This window comes from Streptomyces sp. NPDC028305, assembly GCF_055569495.1.
The window spans coordinates 244237-262222 of the sequence record NZ_JBVHTN010000005.1; the positions used below are offsets into that span (position 1 = coordinate 244237).

The following is a 17986-nucleotide window of genomic DNA, read 5'->3' on the forward strand; positions in this document are numbered from 1 at the left end:
AGCGCCAGTCGGCGGCGGCGACGGCCACGGCGGCGGTCGCGAAGGGCCCGGGCGTTGGGCAGCCAGTGGTCAAAACCCCGGGTGTCATGCCCCCGCGCGTCAAGCTGTCCACGCGGCAGAAGATTCAGCGCGCGTACCGGCAGTACGGATTCCCGCTGGGATTCCTGTCCGTGCCGGTGGTCGTTTATGCGATCTTCGTGATCTCGCCGTTCGTCCAGTCCATTTATTACTCGTTCACGGACTGGACCGGCCTGAGCTCCGACTTCAAGATGGTCGGGTTCAAGAACTACGACTGGATGCTGCACGACGACCTCTTCTGGAAAGCCGTCGGGCACAACCTGCTTCTGCTGCTGGTCGTGCCGCTGGTGACGCTCGGCCTGGGACTGTTCTTCGCCTTCATGCTCAATGTCGGCGGCCGCGGAAAGAAGAACGGGGCCGTCTCCGGGGTGGCCGGGTCGAGCTTCTACAAGATCGTGTACTTCTTCCCGCAGGTGCTCTCGATCGCCATCGTCGCCCTGCTGTTCCAGTTCACGTACAACCCGCGGAACGGCGCGCTCAACGCGCTTCTGGGGGGCATCGGGCTGGATGCGCTGGAGCAGGAGTGGCTGGCCGATCCGAAGCTCGCGCTGTGGTGCCTCATGGTCGTCATGGTCTGGTCCAACGTCGGCTTCTACGTCGTGCTGTTCTCCGCCGGAATGAGCGCCATTCCCAAGGACTTCTACGAGGCGGCGCTGTTGGACGGCGCCAACCGCATCACGACCTTCTTCAGGATCACCCTGCCGCTGCTGTGGGACACGGTCCAGTCCGGCTGGATCTATATGGGCATCCTCGCCTGCGACGCGTTCGCCGTGGTGCAGATCATGACCGTGGGGCCGGGGGGACCCGCGGACTCCACCCAGGTCCTGGGCTACATGGTCTACACCAAGACGTTCCGCGACGGGCAGGCCGGGCGTGCGACGGCCATAGGTGTCGCGATGCTGATCGTGACCCTGATCTTCGCGGTCATCGTGGGCAAACTCGGTCGGCGCGAACGGCTGGAGTACTGATGGCCAGGCCCGCTTCCGTACACCGGATCCGCCGTATCTCCGCCCATCTGGGGGTAGCACAGTGACCGCGCAAGCACAGCCCTCGGAGCTCCCGGGCGCCACCAAGGAAGCCCAGGCGCCGGGCGCGACGTCCCCGATGGGCAAGGTCCCGCCGGGCTCCGCGCCCGGGGGCCGGGCCGGCGGCGAGGGGAAGGTCCTCAACGTCTTCTCGCACGGCATGCTGGTGATCTGGGCGCTGCTGGTCACCCTGCCGCTGCTGTGGGCGGTGATGAGCTCGCTCAAGACCGACAAGGAGATCTTCACCTCTCCCTGGGGCCTGCCGTCCACACTGCACTTCGACAACTGGGCGCGGGCCTGGAACAAGTCGAACATCGGCGACTTCTTCCTCAACACCGTCCTGGTGGTGGGGTGCTCGCTGATCGGGACGATGCTGCTGGGGTCGATGGCGGCGTACATCCTGGCCCGCTTCGAATTCCCGGGCAAGCGTTTCATCTACTACTTGTTCGTGGGCGGAATGAGCTTCCCGGTCATTCTGGCGCTTGTCCCGCTGTTCTTCGTCATGCGGAACATGAGCCTGCTGAACACCTTTCACGGGCTGATTCTGGTCTATATCGCCTATTCGCTGCCGTTCACCGTCTTCTTCCTGACGTCCTTCTTCAAGACGCTGCCGACGTCGGTGGCCGAAGCGGCGCTGATCGACGGGGCCTCGCAGACCCGGACGTTCTTCCAGGTCATGCTGCCGATGGCCAAGCCGGGCCTGATCAGCGTCGGCATCTTCAACTTCCTCGGGCAGTGGAACCAGTACATGCTGCCGACCGTGCTCAACACGGAGGAGGACAAGCGGGTGCTGACGCAGGGCCTGGTGCAGCTGGCGGCCAGCCAGCAGTACAAGGGCGACTGGTCCGCGCTGTTCGCGGGGCTGGTGCTGGCGATGCTGCCGGTGCTCGGGGTGTACATCGTCTTCCAGCGTCAGGTGCAGGCCGGCCTGACGGCGGGGGCGCTCAAGTAGCAGCGCCGGGTAGCGCCACGACGCTGCCATAGCGGCGCGACACGGACCACGACCGGGCCCCGCCTTTCCGTTTGACGCGGAAGGGCGGGGCCCGGCTCTTACTCATTCGGCGATGATGTTGCCGTCAATCCCTCTCACCCGCGCGGTACGCGCCTGTAAGGTGCCCGTAGTTTCCCGGCGACAACCCGGGAGACAAGTCGCTGTTTCCGAACGGCAATTCCTCCATGACGGAATTGGGCGTCCGGTGGTGGAATTCCCGGCCGGGCGCCACACGGCGGCGAGGCTGACAACGGGGAGGAGCCGCGGTGTCCACGGGGCTGTGCGAGGGGGTCGCGAGCAGGATCGCCGATCCGGGCCGCGTCGTCGTCAAAGAGCAGGCCGGTCACACCTGGAGCTGGGATGGGCTGCTGGCGGCGGCCGAGGATCTGGCCGGGCAGCTGAGGCGGCGGGGGCCGCTGCGGCTGGCGGCGGTGCGGACCGGCCGGCCCGTGCTGACCCTCGTCGCGACGCTCGCCTGCGATCTGCTCGAAGTGCCCCTGATGCAACTGGACTCCGGCCAGAAGGAGGCGGAGTACGAGCGCGTCACCGCCGCCTTCGGGCCGCATCTGCTGCTGTCCGATCCCGGTTCCGACCCCAGTCCCGACCCTGGCTCCGGCTCTGAGCGCGATGCCGTGTGGGAGCGTCATGGGCTCTCGCTCGCCGTCTCCACGAGCGGGGGCGAAGGCGGCGGCACGGAGGACCCCGCCGCCTTGGGCTCCCGGCGTTCGGGGATCTTCCTCACCTCGGGCTCGACGGGCGAGCCCGCCGGCGTCGTACGGTCGGCGCGCGCACAGCTCGCCGACTCGCTGCGCTGCGCCGCCGCCGTGGGCTACGGCCCCGAGGCGCCCGTGGTGTGCGCGGCGCCGGTCTTCCACATGTACGGCCACACCGTGGGCCTGCTCGGCCCGCTGCTCGTCGGCGCGCCGGTGACGCTCTGCGGATCGCGCCTGGTGCCCTCGCAGCTCGCGGCCGCCGTCCGGGACAGCGGGGCGCGGGTCCTGGTCGCCCTGCCCTTCCACTACCGGCTCATGGCGGCCGACACGACATCGCGCTTCGACGGCCTGGAGCGCGCGGTGTCCGCCGGGGCCCCGCTCCCCGAAGGCGCCGCGGCGGCGGTGACGGAGGCCCACGACTTCGCGCTGCTGAACATCTACGGCTCCTCCGAGACCGGGATGATCGCCATCAAGCGGGTGGATCCCGACAAGGACCGCGCGGGGGACGTCGGGCGCCCGGTCCCGGGCGTCGTGGCGACCCTGCGGGAGACCGGCGACGAGGACGGCGCGGGCGAACTCCAGCTGGCCACGGACTCGCTGGCCGACGGCTACGCCCATGTGGACGGACTGCGCCCGCTGTCCATGAACGGGGACCTGCGGCGCACCGGGGACCTGGCGACGCTGGGCCCCGACGGTTCCATCAGGCTGGTCGGCCGGCTGGCCCGGATGATCAACGTCGGGGGGAAGAAGGTCAACCCGGTGGAGGTGGAGCGGGTGCTCGCCGAGCATCCCGCCGTCACCGAGGCGCAGGTCTTCGCGGCGGCGGACGGCGGCCGGGGCCAGGTGCCGGTGGCACGGGTGGCCGCCCCCGGGCCGGTGACGGCGGACGAGCTGATCGTCTGGTGCCAGGAGCGGCTGGCGGAGCACAAGATCCCCCGCCGGATCCAGGTGACCGCCGAACTGCCCCGCTCGACGACCGGCAAGGTCCTCCACCCGCGTTCGGCCGAGTCAGAGCACGAGAAGGAAGGAAGCGCGTGATGGACCGCGAGAGCCTGGTCGAGGAGATCGCCCGGCATGTCACCGTGGTGGTGCCCGCGCTGGCCGAGGCCCCGCCCGGCCCCGACGCCAACCTGCTGGAGATCGCCGACTTCGACTCGATGGCCATGCTGGAGCTGCTGGTCTGGCTCCAGGGGAACTACGGGATCGACGTCCCCGACGAGGAGGTCTCGCCGGAGAACCTCTCGACCGTCGGCCGGATGGCGGACTTCGTGCTGAGGCAGCGTTGACCGGCCCGCGGGAGACGGGCGTCGAGGTCGTCGAGGTCGTCGAGGTGAGCGGGGAGCGCACCGTACGGGCCCCGCTGACCTGGGGCCAGCAGTTCATCTACCGCGCTCTTCAGCGCCGGGCCGACCGGGCCCACTACGACTACAACCAGCGGGTGTCGCTGCCGGTGCCCGAGGGCCGCACGCTGCGCGAGGTGATCGGCGCGATACGGGCGCTGGTCACCGCCCACGAGAGCCTGCGCACCGTGTACCGGGACGGGACCGCCGACTCCACCCCGTACCAGGAGGTGCGCGGGGAGGGGCGGCTGACGGTCCGGGTGGTCCGGGGCGACGACCCGGCCGCGGCGCTGGACGCCCTGGCCGGGACGGACTTCGACCTGTCCCGGGAGTGGGGCATCCGGGCGGCGGTGCTGACGGGGCCCGACGGCGAGGCCCGCCATCTCGCGCTGTATGTGTCGCATGTGGCGGTGGACGGCTGGGCGATGGGGCTGGTCGTGCGCGAGTTGAAGGCTCACCTGGCCGATGGCGCCCTCGTATCCGCCGGGGCCGTACGCGCCGAGCCCGTACCGCAGCCCGCCGACCTCGCCGAGACCGAGCGGTCCGAGGCCGGGCGCACCATGGACCGCCGCGCCGACGCGTACCAGCGCTCGCTGCTGCGCCGTGCGCCCCGGAGCATGTTCCCCGAGCCCGCCGACCCCGCGGGGCCGCCGGAGTGGGCCCACGGGGAGTTCCGCTCGGGGCGGCTGGAGGAGGCGGCTCGGGAGGTGGCGGCGCGCTGCCGGGCCGGTGAGGAGACCGTGTATCTGGCGGCCGTCGGCACGCTGCTCGCGCGCCGCGCGGGCCTCTCCCACTGCGCGCTCACGACGATCTTCGCGAACCGGATCGGCGCCGCGCGGCAGGCGATGGTGACCCCGCTGGCCGCGGATGTGCTGCTGTGCTTCGATGTCTCGGGGCCCTCGTTCGACGACTGCGTCCGCGCCGCTCACCTCGCCAAGCTGCGCGGATACGCCCGCGCCCAGTACGACCCGGTCCGCCTGGGGCGGCTGGTGGCGGAGGTCGGCCGGGAGCGCGGCGAGCAGCTGGACCTGTCGGTGCTGCACAACGACCTCGGTGCCCTCACACCCCCCGAGGAGGGTGAGGGCGCGCGTGGCCCCAGCGGCGTGGAGACCTCCTTCCGCTGGGCCGAGCCGTTCCGGCTGCCCTCGGTCAAGCTCTACTGCGCCGTGCGCACCGCGGAGCACGGCGAGCGGGTGATCGCGATGGCCGCCGACACCCGGTATCTGCCCGCGTCGGACCTCCGCGAGCTGCTCTACGGCGTGGAGGAGCTGGTGGTGACGGAGCGACGGGGGCCGCAGGGCCCGGAAGGCCCGCAGGAAAGCGACGAGCGGCTGCCGGCCCATGTCTCGTGACACCGTCGGTGTGGTGATCGCCGCGATGAACTCCGCGGCGTTCATCGACCAGGCGCTCGGCTCCCTGGCCATGCAGACCACCCACGCCGACCAGGTGGTGGTGGTCGACGACCACTCGGATGACGACACCGTACGGCTCGTCGAGCGCTGGCGCGCCATCCTCCCGCTGACCCTGCTGCGCAACCGCGGCCCGCGCCGGCTGGGCGTGTGGGGCGCGCGGCGGGCCGCGATCGAGGTGCTGGAGACGGACCTGGTGCTCCAGCTGGACGGCGACGACCTCGTACTGCCGCACCATGTGGCCGCGATGAGCGAGACCTACGCGGCCTCGCCCGGCCTGATCAGCCCGCGCCCGCTCACCTGGACGGGCCAGGGCCCCTTCCGCCCCGCCACCTACACCAAGGGCGGGCTGCCGCTCCCGGGCGACCAGCTGGTCCAGCTGCTGGCGCAGAACTATGTGGTGGTGGGCTCGCTGTACGCGCGCGAGCTGTACGAGCGGATCGGCGGCTACCGCCAGGTGGCGTACGGCGAGGAGTGGGACCTGTGGCTGCGGCTGGTGGCGGCGGGCGCGCGGGTGAGCAAGCCGGACGAGCCGTCGTATGTCTACCGGGTGCGGGCCTCCAGCTACGCGGGCGGGTTCGCCCGGAACGAGGCGGAGACCGAGGTGCTGAACCGGTTCCTCGGGGGCAGCGACCACCCCGTCCACCGGCGGGCCGCGAAGGTGGCCCTGCTCCAGCGGACGGGCATCGCCGCGCTCGGTCCGCTCGCCCCGGTGGACGGCCCGCTGCCCGAGCCCGTACGGGCCTTCGCCGCCGGTCACGACCGCGCCCTGACACGGGCTCACCATGACCCGGACCTGGGCTGGGTCCTCTCCTTCGACTCCGGCGGCGCGGTGGCCGTGACCGACGACGCGGCGCGGGTGATCGTGCACGTGGTCGAGAAGGACGGGAACCACGAGGCCGTGGAGATCGCCGATCCGCTGATGCGGCGCGACGCGTCCTCGCTGCGCGACATCCTGCGGGGGGAGATATGAGCCGCGAGCGGGCGATCGAGGGGGCGATCGAGGCGGCGCTGGAGCGGGCCGCGCGGGTCCCGCGCCGCTTCCGGCGGTTCGAGGTGAGCGCCGGGACGGCGGCCCGGGTGCACCGGATCGGCGAGGCGCTGCTGGGCGAGGCGCTGGACCTCGGCCTCGCGTACGAAGGGAGCGGCGCGGACCGCCGCTTCGACGACTTCGACCTGAAGAACCTCGGTCTCGCGCTGCGCATCCCGTCCCCCGCCTGGCTCCAGGTGCGGCTGTCGGCCCAGCCCTTCAACACGGCCGTGGTCGCCACGACGACGTACCGGGCGCGGTTCCAGGGGCGGGAGGCCGGGGTGCGGGAAGCCGGGGTGCCGGAGGCCGGGGTGCTGGAGCCCTCGCCGCGGCTCGCCTCCGGCGTGCTGGACGGCACCCTGCGGCGGCTGGGGCCCGATGTCTTCGAGGCGGACCTCCGGGTGTCCGCCGGGGAGAACGCGGCCGACGCGGACCAGGGCGCTGCCGACTGCGCGCGCGAACTGGGCCCGCTGCCGGCGGAAGCCGCGCGGCTCGAATACCACCTCGTGCCCGACGAACTGTGCGACGACGCCGGGTTCGTGCGGGAGACCCGGCTGGCCGACTGCCGCGCGGGCACCACCTACCTGGTGCACGTCGCGGCGGCGGCCGGGATGCCCGTACGCCGGGCCGGCGGGCTGCTGCTGGCCGGTGCGTTTCCGCTGCCGCACCACTGGATCGAGGTGCGCCGCGGCGACCGCTGGCTGCCCGCCGATCCCCTCTATCTGACCATCCTGGCCGCATACGGGCTGGTCGACGCCGATCGCTGGCCGTCGCACCGGTCGGTGGTCGGGACGGTGTGGAAGATCTGCGACTCCTACGCCGGTCTGCGCTTCCTGACGGACGCCGACGGCCGGCGCGTGAAGACCTCCGTCAGGATTCTGCGGCGATGGCCCTGAGTGCTTTGCGGTCCGTCTTGCCGTGTCCGGTGAGGGGCAGCTCCGGAACCACCACACAGCGGGCGGGGATCTTGTACGGCTCGATCTCCTCCTTCAGCGCGGCCAGCACCTCGCCCGCGCCCAGCGAGCCCGCCACGCACAGCACCGCCTCCTCGCCGTCCCCCGACGGCGGCAGAACGGCCGCGCCGCGGACGCCCGGCACCCGGCGGGCGGCGGTCTCCACCTCCTCCGCGCTCACCCGGAACCCGCGCTGCTTGTACAGATCGTCGCGGCGCCCGGAGAAGTACAGATAGCCGTCCTCGTCCAGATGGCCGAAGTCCCCGGTGCACAGCTCGGGGAACAGCCCCTCGGCGCGCGGGAACCGCAGCGCGGTCTGCTCCGGCCGCCGCCAGTAACCCGCCATCACATGCGGGCCGCGCACCACGATCTCCCCGACGGTGCGCGGCGCCACCCGCCGCCCCCGGTCGTCCACGACGAAGACCTCCGTGCCGGGCAGCGCCCGGCCGCACGCGCCCGGCCTGCGCAGATCCTCGTCCGGCGGCATGATGGCCACGCGCTTGCACTCCGTCAGCCCGAACATGAGCTGGACCCGCAGCCCGGGCAGCGCGGCGCGCAGCCCGGCCAGCACCTCCGGGGGCATCGCCGAGCCGGTGTTGGTGAGCAGCCGCAGCCGCAGGCCGTCGGCGCCGTAGCGCGGCAGCATCCGGGCCAGGCCCTGGGCGAGCGACGGGACGACGGGCAGCACGGTGGCCCCGGAGCGCCGGAGGTTCTTCAGCAGGATCAGGCCCATGTCCGAGGCGCCGCCGAGCCATAGATGGGCGCCCGCGAGGGTGCTGAGGAAGAGCTGGTAGAGGCCGTAGTCGAAGGAGAGCGGCAGCGCGCCGTAGACGATGTCCTCGGCGGTGTACGCCAGTTCGCCGTGGATCGCTTGCGCCGCGAACAGCAGCTGGGCGTGGGTGGACACCACGGCCTTCGGCGGGCCGGTGGAGCCCGAGGTGTAGATGAGGCAGACGGGGTCCACGGACAGCGGGCCGGTCGTCCCGTACCTGTATTCGTCCGCGGGCTCCGGGGGGTCCTCGTCCAGGAGCGGTGGGCCGTCGTCCGCGGTGACCAGGAGGACGGCCTCGCTGTCCTCGCGGACATGGGCGAGGGCCGGGCCGCGCACCTGCTCGTGCAGCACGCAGAACGCCGCCCCCACCCGCGAACAGCCGTACACCAGGGCCGCCGTGGCCAGACCGGGCGGCAGGGGGTGCTTCCCGGCGGCGGCGGAGGACGGGAGAGCGAGCAGGACCCGGTCGCCGCGCCCGGCGCCCCGCGCGCGCAGCCACGCCGCCGCGCGCAACGAGGCCGTGCGCAGCCGGGCGTAGGCCCAGGTCACCCCGGCCTGGGTAAGCGCCGGGCGGGCCGGGTGGCGGCGGGCCGCCGTGTCCAGCAGGTCGTGCAGCACGGACGCCGGCCCGAACCCGGGGTCACCGGACGGCATGTCGCTCCGCCTCCTGAGCCAGCGCCTTGCGGTCGATCTTGCCGTTTCCGTTCAGCGGGAACCGGGTCACCCGCTGGAGGACGCGCGGAATCGCCGCCCGGGGGAGCAGCTTGCCGAGTTCCCCGACGACCGGGGCCCGCTCGGTGGCGGTCCCGGTGTAGAAGGCGTGCAGGGCATGGCTGTTGCCCGCGGGCACCGCCACCACCACCGCCTCGTCCACGCCCGGACAGCGCCGCAGCGCCCACTCCACCTCGGGGATCTCCACCCGTACGCCCCGGATCTGCACCTGGTGGTCGAGCCGGCCCGAGTACAGCAGGGTGCCGTCGGGGGCCGTGGCGACCAGGTCGCCGGTGCGGTACCAGCGCTCGCCGTCGAGTTCGAGGAAGCGCCCGGCGCCGTCCGCCGGGTCCAGGTAGCCCGCGAACATCTGCGGCCCGGTGACGCACAGTTCGCCCCGCTCCGGGTGGCGGTCGCCCTCCGCGTCGAGGAGCACGCCCCGCAGCCCGGGGTGGAGCCGGCCCATGGGCACGCCGCCGTGCGCCTCGGGGTGCCGGGCGTCCGCCGCGCGCCATGCGTGGGCGGTACAGCTCACGGTGAGTTCCGTGGGCCCGTACAGGTTCACCACGGTGGACCCGGGGGCGGCCCGCTGCCAGTCGGCCGCGTCGTGTTCCATGAGCGCCTCGCCGGCGAACAGGCTCCAGTGCAGCCCGGGCATGGCCCCGTCGGTGAGCCGCCGCGTCCTGCGGACGACGGAGATCGCGCTGGGGGCCGAGAACCAGACCGTAATGCCGAGCTCGTTCACCAGCGCGGGGAGATCGGCATAGCCGAAGCCGGGGACGTGGGCGACGCTCGCCCCCGCGCTCCAGGCGCAGAACAGATCGAAGATCAGCACGTCGAAGGTGACGTCGAAAGTCTGCGAGAAGACGTCCTGAGGCCCGAAGTCGTAGCGGTCTCGCACACACCGCAGATAGTGCTCCGCATTCCCGTGCGAGATGGGCACGCCTTTCGGGCGGCCGGTGGAGCCGGAGGTGAACATGATGTACGCGCGATCGTCGGGTTCCACGGACCATGGCTCGAACGGATCGGCCTCGTCCGCGTTTTCCCCGGGGCCATTTTCCTCAGGGTGCCGCGGCGTCTCCGGGGCGCTTTCGCCGCCCTCCGCGCCGAGCCCGGTATTCACGCCGCCGGAATTCACTCCTCCGGCATGCACAACGGGCGGCTGATCGGGCAGCCGGGCAATGATCCGCGCCCCCTGGTCGTCCGCGATGACCACGGCCGGACGGGCGGCCCGCAGCATGGCGTCGGTGCGCGCCGCGGGGAATTCCACATTCAGCGGCACCGCGGCGGCGCCCGCGTACAGCGCGGCCAACAGGCCGACGTACGCCACCTCGCCGCGCGCCGCGAGGACCCCGACCGCGGCCGGCCGGCCCCCGGCCGCGGCCACGACGGACGAGGCCAACGACCGTGCGGCGCGGTGTACTTCGGAATAGGTCCAGGTCCGCTTCCCCACCCGCAGCGCGATCCGGTCCGGGTGGGCCCGGGCCGAGGCCAGGAAGTGGCCGTGCAGGCCCTGTTGGGCGCCCGGACCCGCCCCGTCAGCCATGTGTGCTCACGAACTCCGTGAGCGTTCCGACGGTGGCGAAATGCTCCAGTTCCAGGCTTTCCGTATCGAATTCGGCGCCGGTCTGGGTCTCGATGAGCATGAGCAGCTCGATAACCGAGGTGGAATCGAGACCGAGGTCCTCGAAGAGCCGGGTGCCGGAGTCGACACCGGTCAGCTCGCCGCGCCCCAATACTTGTCGCAGCGCTGCCAGAACGCTCTGCTCTGCGGAGGACTTTCGCATGGTCCGGATCGAAGTGGAAACGGCATCGGGTGTCAAGGTCTTGACGTGGATCTTGGTGACTCCTAGGGTCGTGCTCCACGATTGGCCATCACGGGACCGTGGGATATGGGGCTGGGGGATATGGCGGCAAAAGCTGCGGAATTGTCCTCTGTGGACCCCGGAGCCGAGCCCCTCACCGCCGCCCTCGACGTCTTGCGTACAGCCCGCGAGAGCGGCTTCTCGGCGGCTTTGGCCGACGCCGTGCGCCATCTGGATTTCACCGCCCCCTGCTCCGGCAGGGGCTTTTGTGTCCTTCCCGGCGGAATGGCCCCGCGCATGCGCGGCTGGCTGATGGCGGGGCGCGCGGTGCCCGGGGAGCGGGTCACGGTGCGGCCCGGCCCGCGCCATGAACTGGCCCAGCGCGAGGGGCTCGAGGTCGTCCGGGTCGCCCCTCGGGACGTTCCGGACGCCACCACAGCCGCCGCCACCGCCACCCCCGCCGCCGAGCCGGGGCCCGGGGCCCGGGACCGGCTCGCCCTCGCCGGGACGCTGTTCGGCGCGCTGCGCGCCGGGCTCGCCGAGGCGCTGCTGGAGCGGGCCGTGGCCCATGTGGCGGGGCGGCGCTCCGGCGACCGGCCGCTGATCGAGCGGCAGTTGGTGCGCGCGAAGATCGCGGACTGCACCGCCGCCGTCCGCGCCTGCGAGCTCCTGCTGACCACGTCCGGCGCCGATCCGCTCGCCGCCCACGAGCTGCACCGGCGCCTCGACGCGGCCGACGAGGCCCTGACGAACCTCTTCGGCGGCGCCGGCTATCTGGCCGGCCACCCCGTGCGCGCCCTGTATGTCTCGGCGTACGTCGGCAGCCTCTGGAGGCCGTCGCCGCGAGACCCCGAGTGGGAGCGGTCGTGACGTACCACGCCCTGGACGCCGCGGCCCTGGACACCGCGCACGAACCCCTGCGCGCCCGTGCGCGCGAGTTCGCCCCCGCCCTCCGGGAGGCCGCCCTCGCCATCGACGCCGACCCGGCCCGCATGGACGGCCACCTCGACAACCCCGCGTTCGGCCTCGTCCGTGCCCTGGGCATTCCGGAGCGGTTCCACGACGAGCGGGCCCGGGCCGAGGCGAAGGGCCTGCCGCGGGACTTCCTCGGCCAGATGATCTGCGCCATGGAGCTGGCGCGCGGCGACGCGGGCGCTCTGTTCTCCGCCCCCGGCCCCGCCCTCGCCGGGGTGGTGGTCCGTTCCATGGGCGACCCCGCGCAGCAGGCCGCGTTCTACGAACGGGTGGTCACCGGCACGACCTGGGCCTTCTGCGCCATCACCGAACCGCAGGCGGGCAGCGACGCCACCCGGATGAGCACCGCGCTCGCCCCCGCCGACCCCGCCGACCGCAGCGGCGACTGGCTGCTGAGCGGCGCGAAGAAGTACGTCGGGAACGGCTCGCGCGGCGGCGTCGGGGTGGTCTTCGCCCAGACCGGCACCTCGCCGCTGGGCGTGCGCGCCGTACTCCTGGACCTCCCGGCGCCCGGCGCGTACGGCGAGGCGCTCGACATGATCGGGCTGCGGGGCGCCCGCATCAGTGAAATGACCTTCGACGAGGTGCCGGTCGCGCGGGACCGGGTGCTCGGCGCCCATCTGCCCGCCACCCGCCGGGGGATGTGGGGCGCGGTCACCGCCTTCTACGGCGCGCGGGTGCAGATCGCCGCGACCGCCGTCGGGCTCGCCGCGGCCGTGCACGACTACGTACGCGCCGAGCGCCGGGCACCGGCCCCGGCCGAGCGGCGGGCGCTGGAGACGGCCGCGCTGCGGATCGCGGCCACCGCCCGGCTCGTCCACCGCACCGCGCGGCTCGTCGAGGCGGACCGGGGGCGCGGCGACGCCTCCGCCCTGTGCAAGCTGGAGGCGGTCCGCCTGGTCCGGGACGTCACCCACCGGCTGCCCGCCCTCCTGGGGCGCGGCGCGCTGCTGGACCACCCCCTGCTGGAGAAGTGGGCCCGCGACGCCGCCGCGCTGGAGATCATGGAGGGCACCAGCGACATCCAGCGGCTGCGGCTGGCCCAGGACTACGCCCGGTCGGGCGCCGTGCCCGCGGGCGGCGATACCGTGCCCGCGGGCGAGGACGGGTGACGCCGATGCGCCTGGGGCCCATCGGCACCTTCGTCCCGCACACCGCGCTCACGGTCGCGGACGTGACCGCGGAAGCCGGACTCCCGGACGCCAAGGCCCGCTTCTACCGCGACTACCTCGGCTTCCGCGACATCCCCCGAAGCCCCGGGCACTCGCTCGCCGACATGCTCACGGCGGCGGGCCGCGAGGCCCTGAGCGGCACGGACCCGCGCGGTGTGCGCCAGGTGCTGTACGCGCGCATCGGCGAGGACGCCGACCCGGCCGGGGACGACCCGACGGGCGCCCAACTGCTCGACAGCGTCCGCACCGCGCTGGGCCTCGACCACGCCCCGGCCTTCTCCGTCGGCCAGATGAACTGCGCCGCCGGGCTGTTCGCGCTCTTCCTGGCCGAACAGCTGCTGAGGCGCCCCGGAGGCGATCTGAGCCCCCAAAATGACGACAGCGGAAGCGTGCTGCTGCTCACCGGCGACCGGGTGGCGCGCCCGCGGCAGGGCGTCATCCCCGGGATCGCGGTCGTCGCCGACGCCGCCGCCGCGTGCGTGGTGGGGCCGCGGGTGCCCGGGGACCGGCTGCTCGGCTCCGCCTTCCGTACGTACGGGCGGTTCTACCGCAGCCTCGGCGGCGCGGACCCCGACCGGGAGCGGGAGTACACCCGCTTCTACGCGCCCGCCCTCGCCGCCGTGATCGAGGAGGCGCTGGGGGAGGCGGGGACCGGGCTCGACGGCGTGCGGTGGATCGTCCCGCACAACGTCAACCGCCTGTCCTGGAAAGGCGTGGCGAAGGAGCTGGGCATCCCCTTCTCCCAGGTCTTCCTCGACAACCTGCCGCGTCTGGGCCACGCCAACTGCTCCGACCCCTACCTCAACCTCGCCTCGCTGCGCGCCTCCGGGAGGCTCGGGCCGGGGGACACGTATGTGCTGGCCACCGTCGGCCTCGGCGCGACCTTCGGCGCGGCGGTCCTGGAGCGGGGGGACGAGCGGTGCGACGAGCGGGAGAACGGGCGGGGGAGCGAGCGGGAGTACGAGCCGGGAAACGGGAGAGGGAGGAGCCATGGAGAGCTTTGACGCCGTCCAGGGGATCCGGGCCGCGGAACTGGCGGACCACTACGGCACCCCGCTGTACGTCTACGACGGCGAGCTGCTGACGGGCGCGGTCCGCTCGCTCGCGGAGGCGCTGCCGCCCCCCGTGGAGATCTTCTACTCTCTGAAGGCCAACCCCAACAGCAGCGTCTGCTCCCTGCTGTTCGCGCACGGCACCCACGCCGAGGTCTCCTCGCTCGTCGAGCTGCGCACCGCCCGCACGGCCGGGGCCCGCCCCGAGAACATCATCTTCCTCGGCCCCGGCAAGACAACAGACGACATCCGCGCCTGCGTCCAGTGCCGCGTGTACGCCATCGTCTGCGAGTCCTGGCAGGAGCTGGAGCTCATCGAGGCGACGGCGCGGCAGGCGGGGCTGCGCCAGCGGGTGCTGCTGCGCGTCAATCCCTCGTTCGGCGCGGCGGGCTCGCGGCTGGCCATGGGCGGCAAGCCCCGGCAGTTCGGGATCGACGAGGAACAGCTTCTGGACGGAAAGGACCGGTTGAGCGCGCTCACCCACGCCACGCCGGTCGGTGTGCACGTCTATCTGGGCACCCGGATCCTCGACGCCGCGGCGATCGTGGAGAACACCGCCCAGGTGCTGGCGCTGGCCGAGCGCGTCGCGGCGGCCACGGGCATCGAGCCGGAGGCGATCGACATCGGCGGCGGGCTCGGGGTCGCGTACTTCGACGGCGAGCGCGACCTGGACCTCGACGCCCTGCGGGAGGGCCTGGCCCCCGTCGTGGGGGACTTCGCGCGCCGCCATCCGCGCACCCGGCTGCTGCTGGAGTCCGGCCGCTTCCTCACGGCACGCGCGGGCGCCTATCTCGTCCGGGTTCAGTATGTGAAGGAATCCCGCGGCACCTGGTTCGCGGTCACCGACGGCGGCACGCACCACCACATGGCGGCGGTCGGGGTCGGCTCGTACGCCCGGCGCAACTTCCCCGTCGCGGCGGTCGCGGGCGGCGGCACGGGGCCCGAGCGCCCCTGGCACATCACCGGCCCGCTGTGCACCCCGGACGACACCCTCGCCCGCGCCGTGCCCCTGCCCGACCTCGCGCCGGGCGACGTGCTGGCCGTGCTGCGGTCGGGCGCGTACGGGCCCACGGCGTCGCCCGGACTCTTCCTCAGCCATGGGTTCCCGGCCGAGGTGCTGGTCCACGAGGGCCGCCCGCTGCTGGTCCGCGACCGGGACACCGCCGATGACCTGCTGCGCAAGCAGCGACACCACCAGTTCGTTCAGTGAGCTCAGTACGTTCGGCAAGTGACGGGAGGCCCGGGATGGACCGCGCGCAAATGGTCGAGGCGATCGGCAGGTCGGTGGCCGCGATGGTGCCGTACGCCGACACTCCGGTCGACGAGGGCAAGCGGCTCTTCGAGGACCTGGGGCTCGACTCCACCAGCATCATCGAGCTGATGATCGACCTGGAGGACAACGCCGGGGTGGTCGTCGACACGGACGCCATCGAGCCGGACGTCTTCGAGACCGTCGGCTCGCTGGTCGACTTCCTCATGCGCAGCCTCCCGGCCGAGCGCTGAGAGATGGCGGACGGGGCGGGGCTGTGCTTGGGCGCGGCTTGGGGGCTGGACTTCCCGGCGCGGCCCGGCGAGCGCTCCTTCGTCGCGCTGGGCGGCGAGCTGCTGGCGGCGGCGCCCGCCGGCGACGGGCCGCTGCCGCGCCCGCTGGACTACCTGGTGGTGGCCCACGAGGCGTACGACGCGGCCCCGGCCGGGCTCGCGGCGGGCTACCTCGCCGACGCCTGCCCCGGCGAGCCGCGCGCCTTCTCCGTCGCCGACCAGGGGATCGGCGCCCCGTTCAGCGGCCTCAAGCTGCTCGACCGCATCCACCGGGGTGCGGGCCTGGGCGACGCCGCGCTGTTCGTGCTCGACCCGGCGGCCGGGGCGGCGCTGGCCCTCGGCGGGACGGGCGGCACGGGTGGCTGGCGCCTCGAGACGGTGGCGGAGGAGCGGGCCGGGGCGGCGGCGGACTGCCTGCCGCCGCTCCTGGAGCGGGGCGGCGCGTACGTTCTGGGCGACGGCCTGCGCGAGCAGGCGGGCGCGCTGGAAGCGGCGGGCGCGACGGTGTGGACGGCCACGGCGGGGCACGGGTGCGCCGGGGTGTGGCGGGTGCTGGGTGGGGCCCTTGCGGGTGCGGGGGAGGCGGGTGCGGTGCGGCTGGTGATCGCGGACTGGGACGGGGGGCTGGGGCGGCTGCACGTCGCGGTGTTCGTGGCGGGGTGACGCGCCTGCGGCGGGCCGGGCCCCTCCCCGCCCCTTCCCGATTCCTGGGGCTCCGCCCCAGACCCCGGTCCTCAATCGCCGGGCGGGCTGGCTGTGCTTTGCCCTCAAGCGCCGGGCAGGCTTGGTCCAGACCGTCCGGCGCAGCAGCCGCCGGCAGGCGACCAGGTGCTGGACAGCGCCCACCTTGCCGCCGCGCCCGTCGTACGCTGGCGCGATATCGAGATTGTGCGTCCAAGCCACGGGAAGCCTCAAGGCGTACCGGCGCGGCGGCGGGCATCGCCGGGAACCACCGGACGATCACTCACGGTCCGGCGTGTGCGCACTTTCGTGATCAAGGAGTCGCCACGGCTCTGTCAGGTCCGTCAAGGTCTTGACGGGGCACAACCGAGGCGGCTCAGCTTAGAGTTCACATGTTGGAGACAAGCCGGGCCTCACCAGCTGCGACCCGGTCGGCGGAGCGGCGGTCGTGCCGCCCGCGGAGGCAGGAGTGGATGGGCGTGGAGACTCCGGGATCGCAGTCGTCGCTGCACCGGGCCAACCTCGAGCGGGTGGTACGCGCGGTGCGCATGGCGGGTTCGCTCACGCAGGCGGAGATCGCCCGGACCACCGGGCTGTCCGCGGCCACCGTCTCCAACATCGTCCGCGAGCTGAAGGACGGCGGCACGGTCGAGGTCACGCCGACCTCGGCGGGCGGCCGCCGGGCCCGCAGCGTCTCGCTCAGCGGTGACGCGGGCATCGTGGTCGGCGTGGACTTCGGGCACACACACCTGCGCGTGGCCATCGGCAACCTGGCCCACCAGGTGCTGGCCGAGGAGTCCGAGCCGCTGGATGTGGACGCCTCTGCCTCCCAGGGCCTGGACCGGGCGGAGCACCTGGTCAGCAGGCTGATCACGGCGACCGGCATCAGCCAGGACAAGGTGGTGGGCGTCGGTCTCGGCGTGCCGGCCCCGATCGACGTCGAGACGGGCACGCTGGGCTCGACCGCGATCCTGCCGGGCTGGGCGGGCACCAATCCGCGGGACGACCTGGCCCAGCGCCTCGGCGTGCCGGTGCACGTGGACAACGATGCCAACCTCGGCGCGCTCGGCGAGCTGGTGTGGGGGGCCGGGCGCGGGGTCTCCGACCTCGCGTACATCAAGGTCGCCGACGGCGTCGGCGCGGGGCTGGTGATCAGCGGGAAGATCTACCGCGGCCCCGGCGGCACGGCCGGTGAGATCGGTCATATCACGCTGGACGAGTCGGGCCCGGTGTGCCGCTGCGGCAACCGCGGCTGTCTGGAGACGTTCACCGCGGCCCGGTATGTGCTGCCGCTGCTGTACTCCAGCCATGGCGTGGACCTGACCGTGGAGCGCATGGTGCAGCTGGCCCGGGACGGTGACCCCGGCTGCCGCCGGGTGATCGCGGACGTGGGCCGGCACGTGGGGAGCGGTGTCGCGAACCTCTGCAATCTGATCAACCCGAGCCGGGTGGTGCTGGGCGGCCACCTCGCCGAGGCGGGGGAGCTGGTGCTCGGGCCGATCCGGGAGTCGGTCGCGCGGTACGCGATCCCGAGCGCGGCCCGCCGGCTTTCGGTGATGCCCGGGGCGCTGGGCGGCCGGGCCGAGGTACTGGGGGCGCTCGCGCTGGTGCTGAGTGAGATGGGCGACTCGACGCTGCTCGACGGGGCGCTGTCGGCGGGCGCACCCGCCCTCACCTGAGTCACCGAGCGGGCCCGGAAGAGGGCCGAATCGGAACCGACCAGGGCCCGATTCGGGC

Annotated in this window: 17 protein-coding genes; 14 read left to right on the plus strand and 3 right to left on the minus strand. The window is 73.1% G+C overall.

All coding sequences use genetic code 11. From position 1 onward, the window contains the following. Positions 1 to 86 precede the first annotated feature (86 nt). The 7 genes from ACZ4WQ_RS22020 (at position 87) to ACZ4WQ_RS22050 (ending at position 7482) form a co-directional block, all read left to right on the plus strand. On the plus strand, positions 87 to 1046 hold the full coding sequence (locus ACZ4WQ_RS22020; protein ID WP_311723876.1) for a carbohydrate ABC transporter permease: 960 nt from the start codon (positions 87 to 89) through the stop codon (positions 1044 to 1046). A 136-nt stretch (positions 1047 to 1182) separates the two neighbouring features. Then, complete coding sequence (locus tag ACZ4WQ_RS22025) at positions 1183 to 2055, plus strand: carbohydrate ABC transporter permease (protein ID WP_311723875.1); 873 nt, start codon at positions 1183 to 1185, stop codon at positions 2053 to 2055. A gap of 305 nt (positions 2056 to 2360) precedes the next feature. Beyond that, positions 2361 to 3845, plus strand: coding sequence for a class I adenylate-forming enzyme family protein (locus ACZ4WQ_RS22030; RefSeq protein WP_398373729.1), 1485 nt, complete (start codon positions 2361 to 2363; stop codon positions 3843 to 3845). Next, the gene (locus tag ACZ4WQ_RS22035; protein ID WP_311723656.1) at positions 3845 to 4093 is read left to right on the plus strand and encodes an acyl carrier protein; all 249 of its coding nucleotides are present in this window, start codon (positions 3845 to 3847) and stop codon (positions 4091 to 4093) included. Before ACZ4WQ_RS22030 ends, ACZ4WQ_RS22035 begins: the two co-directional genes overlap by 1 nt. Beyond that, positions 4090 to 5499 carry a condensation domain-containing protein gene (locus ACZ4WQ_RS22040; protein WP_398373731.1) on the plus strand — a complete coding sequence of 470 codons (1410 nt, stop codon included), beginning with the start codon at positions 4090 to 4092 and terminating at the stop codon, positions 5497 to 5499. The genes ACZ4WQ_RS22035 and ACZ4WQ_RS22040 overlap by 4 nt, the downstream gene beginning before the upstream one ends. Then, positions 5489 to 6529, plus strand: a complete 1041-nt coding sequence (locus ACZ4WQ_RS22045; protein ID WP_398373732.1) for a glycosyltransferase — start codon at positions 5489 to 5491, stop codon at positions 6527 to 6529. The genes ACZ4WQ_RS22040 and ACZ4WQ_RS22045 overlap by 11 nt, the downstream gene beginning before the upstream one ends. Continuing rightward, positions 6526 to 7482 carry a hypothetical protein gene (locus ACZ4WQ_RS22050; protein WP_398373733.1) on the plus strand — a complete coding sequence of 319 codons (957 nt, stop codon included), beginning with the start codon at positions 6526 to 6528 and terminating at the stop codon, positions 7480 to 7482. Before ACZ4WQ_RS22045 ends, ACZ4WQ_RS22050 begins: the two co-directional genes overlap by 4 nt. On the opposite strand, the gene ACZ4WQ_RS22055 is transcribed toward ACZ4WQ_RS22050, so the two are convergent. Genes ACZ4WQ_RS22055 through ACZ4WQ_RS22065 form a run of 3 tightly spaced genes read right to left on the minus strand, consistent with a single transcriptional unit; the run spans position 7457 to position 10809 of the window. Continuing rightward, complete coding sequence (locus tag ACZ4WQ_RS22055) at positions 7457 to 8965, minus strand: class I adenylate-forming enzyme family protein (RefSeq protein ID WP_398373734.1); 1509 nt, start codon at positions 8963 to 8965, stop codon at positions 7457 to 7459. The genes ACZ4WQ_RS22050 and ACZ4WQ_RS22055 overlap by 26 nt on opposite strands. Beyond that, positions 8952 to 10568 carry an AMP-binding protein gene (locus tag ACZ4WQ_RS22060; RefSeq protein ID WP_385348243.1) on the minus strand — a complete coding sequence of 539 codons (1617 nt, stop codon included), beginning with the start codon at positions 10566 to 10568 and terminating at the stop codon, positions 8952 to 8954. Before ACZ4WQ_RS22060 ends, ACZ4WQ_RS22055 begins: the two co-directional genes overlap by 14 nt. Beyond that, positions 10561 to 10809: an acyl carrier protein gene (locus ACZ4WQ_RS22065; protein ID WP_352134952.1), complete on the minus strand. Its 249-nt coding sequence runs from the start codon at positions 10807 to 10809 to the stop codon at positions 10561 to 10563. Before ACZ4WQ_RS22065 ends, ACZ4WQ_RS22060 begins: the two co-directional genes overlap by 8 nt. Positions 10810 to 10959: 150 nt before the next feature. On the opposite strand from ACZ4WQ_RS22065, the gene ACZ4WQ_RS22070 reads away from it, so the two are divergent. The 7 genes from ACZ4WQ_RS22070 to ACZ4WQ_RS22100 all read left to right on the plus strand — a co-directional run bounded on the left by ACZ4WQ_RS22070 (position 10960) and on the right by ACZ4WQ_RS22100 (position 17928). Next, the gene (locus tag ACZ4WQ_RS22070; RefSeq protein WP_398374000.1) at positions 10960 to 11697 is read left to right on the plus strand and encodes an acyl-CoA dehydrogenase family protein; all 738 of its coding nucleotides are present in this window, start codon (positions 10960 to 10962) and stop codon (positions 11695 to 11697) included. After that, positions 11694 to 12914: an acyl-CoA dehydrogenase family protein gene (locus tag ACZ4WQ_RS22075; RefSeq protein ID WP_358847771.1), complete on the plus strand. Its 1221-nt coding sequence runs from the start codon at positions 11694 to 11696 to the stop codon at positions 12912 to 12914. Before ACZ4WQ_RS22070 ends, ACZ4WQ_RS22075 begins: the two co-directional genes overlap by 4 nt. Positions 12915 to 12919: 5 nt before the next feature. Beyond that, complete coding sequence (locus ACZ4WQ_RS22080; protein ID WP_398373735.1) at positions 12920 to 13978, plus strand: 3-oxoacyl-[acyl-carrier-protein] synthase III C-terminal domain-containing protein; 1059 nt, start codon at positions 12920 to 12922, stop codon at positions 13976 to 13978. Beyond that, positions 13965 to 15236, plus strand: a complete 1272-nt coding sequence (locus ACZ4WQ_RS22085; protein ID WP_398373736.1) for a type III PLP-dependent enzyme — start codon at positions 13965 to 13967, stop codon at positions 15234 to 15236. Before ACZ4WQ_RS22080 ends, ACZ4WQ_RS22085 begins: the two co-directional genes overlap by 14 nt. A gap of 35 nt (positions 15237 to 15271) precedes the next feature. Continuing rightward, complete coding sequence (locus tag ACZ4WQ_RS22090; RefSeq protein WP_311723646.1) at positions 15272 to 15529, plus strand: acyl carrier protein; 258 nt, start codon at positions 15272 to 15274, stop codon at positions 15527 to 15529. Positions 15530 to 15532: 3 nt separating this feature from the next. Then, complete coding sequence (locus ACZ4WQ_RS22095) at positions 15533 to 16231, plus strand: hypothetical protein (RefSeq protein ID WP_398373737.1); 699 nt, start codon at positions 15533 to 15535, stop codon at positions 16229 to 16231. A 497-nt stretch (positions 16232 to 16728) separates the two neighbouring features. Then, a complete protein-coding gene (locus ACZ4WQ_RS22100) occupies positions 16729 to 17928 on the plus strand; it encodes an ROK family transcriptional regulator (protein ID WP_398373738.1) in 1200 nt (399 codons plus the stop codon). Positions 17929 to 17986 lie beyond the last annotated feature (58 nt).

Coding starts and splice junctions, on each gene's coding strand:
- ACZ4WQ_RS22020 (WP_311723876.1), top strand. CDS start 87: ATGCCCCCGCGCGTCAAGCTGTCCACGCGGCAGAAGATTCAGCGCGCG.
- ACZ4WQ_RS22025 (WP_311723875.1), top strand. CDS start 1,183: ATGGGCAAGGTCCCGCCGGGCTCCGCGCCCGGGGGCCGGGCCGGCGGC.
- ACZ4WQ_RS22035 (WP_311723656.1), top strand. CDS start 3,845: ATGGACCGCGAGAGCCTGGTCGAGGAGATCGCCCGGCATGTCACCGTG.
- ACZ4WQ_RS22045 (WP_398373732.1), top strand. CDS start 5,489: ATGTCTCGTGACACCGTCGGTGTGGTGATCGCCGCGATGAACTCCGCG.
- ACZ4WQ_RS22050 (WP_398373733.1), top strand. CDS start 6,526: ATGAGCCGCGAGCGGGCGATCGAGGGGGCGATCGAGGCGGCGCTGGAG.
- ACZ4WQ_RS22055 (WP_398373734.1), bottom strand. CDS start 8,965: ATGCCGTCCGGTGACCCCGGGTTCGGGCCGGCGTCCGTGCTGCACGAC.
- ACZ4WQ_RS22060 (WP_385348243.1), bottom strand. CDS start 10,568: ATGGCTGACGGGGCGGGTCCGGGCGCCCAACAGGGCCTGCACGGCCAC.
- ACZ4WQ_RS22065 (WP_352134952.1), bottom strand. CDS start 10,809: ATGCGAAAGTCCTCCGCAGAGCAGAGCGTTCTGGCAGCGCTGCGACAA.
- ACZ4WQ_RS22080 (WP_398373735.1), top strand. CDS start 12,920: ATGCGCCTGGGGCCCATCGGCACCTTCGTCCCGCACACCGCGCTCACG.
- ACZ4WQ_RS22085 (WP_398373736.1), top strand. CDS start 13,965: ATGGAGAGCTTTGACGCCGTCCAGGGGATCCGGGCCGCGGAACTGGCG.
- ACZ4WQ_RS22090 (WP_311723646.1), top strand. CDS start 15,272: ATGGACCGCGCGCAAATGGTCGAGGCGATCGGCAGGTCGGTGGCCGCG.
- ACZ4WQ_RS22095 (WP_398373737.1), top strand. CDS start 15,533: ATGGCGGACGGGGCGGGGCTGTGCTTGGGCGCGGCTTGGGGGCTGGAC.